Annotated in this window: 2 tRNA genes and 3 rRNA genes; all 5 read right to left on the minus strand. The window is 45.4% G+C overall.

Annotation, left to right across the window (positions count from 1 at the left end):
- Nucleotides 1–2 precede the first annotated feature (2 nt).
- A tRNA-Val gene (locus AACP42_RS02895) sits at nt 3–78 on the minus strand.
- 25 nt (nt 79–103) lie between these two features.
- Nucleotides 104–212 (minus strand): 5S ribosomal RNA (gene rrf, locus AACP42_RS02900).
- Between the two features lie 35 nt (nt 213–247).
- Nucleotides 248–3,112, minus strand: a 23S ribosomal RNA gene (locus AACP42_RS02905).
- A 63-nt stretch (nt 3,113–3,175) separates the two neighbouring features.
- Nucleotides 3,176–3,252, minus strand: a tRNA-Ile gene (locus AACP42_RS02910).
- Between the two features lie 105 nt (nt 3,253–3,357).
- Nucleotides 3,358–4,890 (minus strand): 16S ribosomal RNA (locus tag AACP42_RS02915).
- Together the 16S, 23S and 5S rRNA genes with 2 tRNA genes alongside form the textbook arrangement of a ribosomal RNA operon.
- Nucleotides 4,891–4,939: the final 49 nt, after the last annotated feature.

A 4,939-nucleotide genomic window follows, 5' to 3' on the forward strand; every position in this document is an offset into this window, starting at 1 on the left:
TTTGGTAGAGGATGAGGGACTTGAACCCCCGACATTCTGCTTGTAAGGCAGACGCTCTCCCAACTGAGCTAATCCTCTTTTTTATTCTTTTTTATAAAGCAAACCTTGGCACTCCCTATCTTCGCTCAATAAAGAACTATTGTCAGTACTAAGGACTTAACTGCTGTGTTCGGGATGGGAACAGGTGTTGCCCCTTAGTTTTATGCACCAAGGATCTTTCAAAACTAGATAAACGTTGGTATTTAAAAAATCAAAGTCAATGGGTCTATTAGTACTAGTCAGCTGAAAAGATCACTCTTCTTACACCTCTAGCCTATCAACCTGATAGTCTTTCAGGGACCTCATAGGGAAATCTCATCTTAAGGGAGGCTTCACACTTAGATGCTTTCAGTGTTTATCCCTTCTATACATAGCTACTCAGCTGTGGCTCTGGCGAACCAACTGAAACACCAGCGGTATATCCATCCCGGTCTTCTCATACTAGGGACAGTTCCTTTCAAATTTCCAACGCCCACGACGGATAGAGACCGAACTGTCTCACGACGTTCTGAACCCAGCTCGCGTTCCGCTTTAATGGGCGAACAGCCCAACCCTTGGAACCTTCTCCAGCTCCAGGATGCGATGAGCCGACATCGAGGTGCCAAACCGCTTCGTCGCTGTGAACGCTTGGAAGCGATAAGCCTGTTATCCCCAGGGTAGCTTTTATCCGTTGAGTCACGGCCCTTCCATTCGGTACCGTAAGATCACTAAGTCCGACTTTCGTCCCTGCTCGACTTGTAAGTCTTGCAGTCAAGCTCCCTTGTGCCTTTATGCTCTACAAATGATTTCCAACCATTTTGAGGGAACCTTCGAACGCCTCCGTTACTCTTTAGGAGGCGACCGCCCCAGTCAAACTGCCCACCAAACACTGTCCCTCACATTACACATGTGCAGGTTAGAAACTAAAAATAACAAGGGTGGTATCCCAAGGATAACTCCAGAAAAACTAGCGTTTTTCTCTCACAGTTTCCCACCTATCCTGTACATCTTATTTCCAATTTCAATATTAAGTTGCAGTAAAGCTCCATGGGGTCTTTTCGTCCTGTCGCGGGTAACCGGCATTTTCACCGGTAATTTGATTTCACCGAGGCTCTTGTTGAGACAGCGCCCAAATCGTTATGCCTTTCGTGCGGGTCGGAACTTACCCGACAAGGAATTTCGCTACCTTAGGACCGTTATAGTTACGGCCGCCGTTTACTGGGACTTCAATTCAATGCTTCGTTGCCTGACATCTCCTTTTAATCTTCCAGCACCGGGCAGGCATCAGCCCCTATACATCACCTTGCGGTTTAGCAGAGACCTATGTTTTTGATAAACAGTCGCTTGGGCCTATTCTCTGCGGCTTTTAGTTTTAATAAAAGCTCTCCTTATCCCTAAGTTACGGAGTAATTTTGCCGAGTTCCTTAACAAGAGTTTGCTCGCGCGTCTTAGTATACTCTACCTACCCACCTGTGTCGGTTTGCGGTACGGGTAGTTAATCAATTAGCCCTAGAAGCTTTTCTTGAAAGTATGACATCAATCACTTTACTTTCAAACCTTGTCTTTAAATGAGAAAACGGATTTGCCTGTTTTCTCAGACTTAGTTTTTATACCCCAATCCAATAAGGGGCGTGTTTAGCCTGCTTTGTCCCTCCGTCAGTTGATTAACTAGTGCAGGAATCTCAGCCTGCTTGCCATCGATTACGGATTTCTCCCTCACCTTAGGACCCGACTAACCCAGGGAGGACGAACCTGGCCCTGGAAACCTTGGGTTTTTGACGGATAGGATTCTCACCTATCTTTTCGTTACTTACACCGGCATTCTCACTTCTGACCTCTCCACCACTGCTTCCGCTATGGCTTCACTGATGTCAGAACGCTTCCCCTACCATTCAAATAACTAAGAAGTTATTTGAATCCGTAGCTTCGGTATGATGTTTTAGCCCCGGTACATTTTCGGCGCAGAGTCATTCGACTAGTGAGCTATTACGCACTCTTTAAAGGATGGCTGCTTCTAAGCCAACCTCCTAGTTGTTTAAACGTCTTCACTTCCTTTGCCACTTAACATCAATTTTGGGACCTTAGCTGACGGTCTGGGCTCTTTCCCTTTTGACCATGGACCTTATCACCCACAGTCTGACTGCTGATTTTATTTGGTAACATTCGGAGTTTGATTGAGTTCGGTACCCCGAGGTGGAGCCCTTACTCATTCAGTGCTCTACCTTCACCAAATTACTAAATCAACGCTAGCCCTAAAGCTATTTCGGGGAGAACCAGCTATCTCTGAGTTCGATTGGAATTTCACCCCTAGCCACAAGTCATCCAAACACTTTTCAACGTGTCCTGGTTCGGTCCTCCATTTAGTTTTACCTAAACTTCAACCTGCTCATGGCTAGCTCACTTCAGTTTCGGGTCTATGACATGCAACTAAACGCCCTATTAAGACTCGCTTTCGCTACGGCTCCGTTCCTTAAAACTTAACCTTGCTCCATATCATAACTCGCCGGTTCATTCTGCAAAAGGCAAGCCATCACACATTAACGTGCTTTGACTAATTGTAGGCACACAGTTTCAGGATCTATTTCACTCCCCTTTCGGGGTTCTTTTCACCTTTCCCTCACGGTACTAGTTCACTATCGGTCACTAAGAAATATTTAGCCTTAGGAGATGGTCCTCCCATCTTCCGACAAGATTTCTCGTGTCTCGCCGTACTTATTGATACCCTAGATTTTAACTTACGTTTACGGGACTGTCACCTTCTTTGGTGCTTCTTTCCAAAAGCTTCTACTTCGTTAAAATTTTGTAACTAGAAATGGTATCAGGCTGTTCCGGGTTCGCTCGTCACTACTACCAGAATCGTTATTACTTTCTTTTCCTGCGGTTACTTAGATATTTCAGTTCGCCGCGTTTCCTTTCTTCTAACAAGATAAATCGTATTAGAAGAATATTACATCTTCAATGTAATGGGTTTTCCCATTCGGAGACCCACGGATCTTCACTTATTTACAGCTTCCCGTGGCGTTTCGCCGTTAATTGCGTCCTTCATCGGCTCTTAGTGCCAAGGCATCCACTGTGCGCCCTTAGTTCCTTTGATTTTTTAACCTTCGTTTATCTACTTTTCAAAGAGCTTTTTTAAGATTTTGCCTATTTGTGGTTATGGTGGGCCTAAATGGACTTGAACCACCGACCTCACGCTTATCAGGCGTGTGCTCTAACCAACTGAGCTATAGGCCCTTAATCTTAAAAAGATTAAAATGTTGCAAATACAATTTGCAAGCAAGTTACAATGAAAAACTTTCTTAAGTCTCTCAAAACTGAAGATGATAATTGTTTCCTTAGAAAGGAGGTGATCCATCCCCACCTTCCGGTAGGGATACCTTGTTACGACTTAACCCCAATCATCGACCCTACCTTAGACGGTTCCCTCTTCTTGCGAAGTTAGGCCACCGGCTTTGGGTATTGCCAACTTTCGTGGTTTGACGGGCGGTGTGTACAAACCCCGAGAACGTATTCACCGCGACATGCTGATTCGCGATTACTAGCGATTCCAACTTCATGAAGTCGAGTTGCAGACTTCAATCCGAACTGAGACTGTTTTTTTGAGATTCGCCAAAAACTTGCGCTTCAGCTACCCTTTGTAACAGCCATTGTATCACGTTTGTAGCCCAGGTCATAAGGGGCATGATGATTTGACGTCGTCCCCACCTTCCTCCAATTTATCACTGGCAGTCTTGCTAAAGTCCCCACCATTACGTGCTGGTAACTAACAATAAGGGTTGCGCTCGTTGCGGGACTTAACCCAACATCTCACGACACGAGCTGACGACAACCATGCACCACCTGTGCAACTGATAACCTCCACTGTGTTTCTACAGCTTTGCAGAAGCATGTCAAGACCTGGTGAGGTTTTTCGGGTACCTTCGAATTAAACAACATGATCCACCGCTTGTGCGGAGTCCCGTCAATTCCTTTAAGTTTCATACTTGCGTACGTACTACTCAGGCGGAGTACTTAATGTGTTAACTTCAACACTGGTTTTACCCAACGTTTAGTACTCATCGTTTACGGCGTGGACTACCAGGGTATCTAATCCTGTTTGCTCCCCACGCTTTCGTGCCTCAGCGTCAGTAAAGACCCAGCAAGCCGCCTTCGCTACTGGTGTTCCTCCATATATTTACGCATTTTACCACTACACATGGAATTCCACTTGCCTCTATCTTACTCTAGCTAAACAGTTTTTATAGCATCACAATGTTGAGCATTGCACTTAGACCATAAACTTATTTAACCGCCTACGCGCCCTTTACGCCCAATAATTCCGGATAACGCTTGCCCCCTATGTATTACCGCGGCTGCTGGCACATAGTTAGCCGGGGCTTATTCATTAGGTACCGTCAGAATGATTTTTCCATCATTTATTCTTCCCTAATAAAAGAACTTTACGTACCGAAATACTTCATCGTTCACGCGGCGTTGCTCGGTCAGAGTTTCCTCCATTGCCGAAAATTCCCTACTGCTGCCTCCCGTAGGAGTTTGGGCCGTGTCTCAGTCCCAATGTGGCCGTTCAACCTCTCAGCCCGGCTACACATCATAGTCTTGGTAGGCCTTTACCCCACCAACTAACTAATGTGACGCAAGCTCCTCCCTAAGCATACCTATTGCTAGGTCTTTTAAAAACAAGAAGATGCCTTCTTGTCTCCTATCCAGTCTTAGCAGTCGTTTCCAACTGTTATCCTCGTCTTAGGGGCAGATTGCTTACGCGTTACTCACCCGTTCGCCACTAAAGTTTAATTGCTTAAACTTCCGTTCGACTTGCATGTATTAGGCACGCCGCCAGCGTTAATCCTGAGCCAGGATCAAACTCTTCGTATGTTACAAAATTGATGCATCAAAAATTGCTTTTTGGTGTCAATTTTAAGGT

The sequence above is a fragment of the Hydrangea phyllody phytoplasma genome, assembly GCF_036985185.1.
GTDB lineage: Bacteria > Bacillota_I > Bacilli_A > Acholeplasmatales > Acholeplasmataceae > Phytoplasma > Phytoplasma asteris.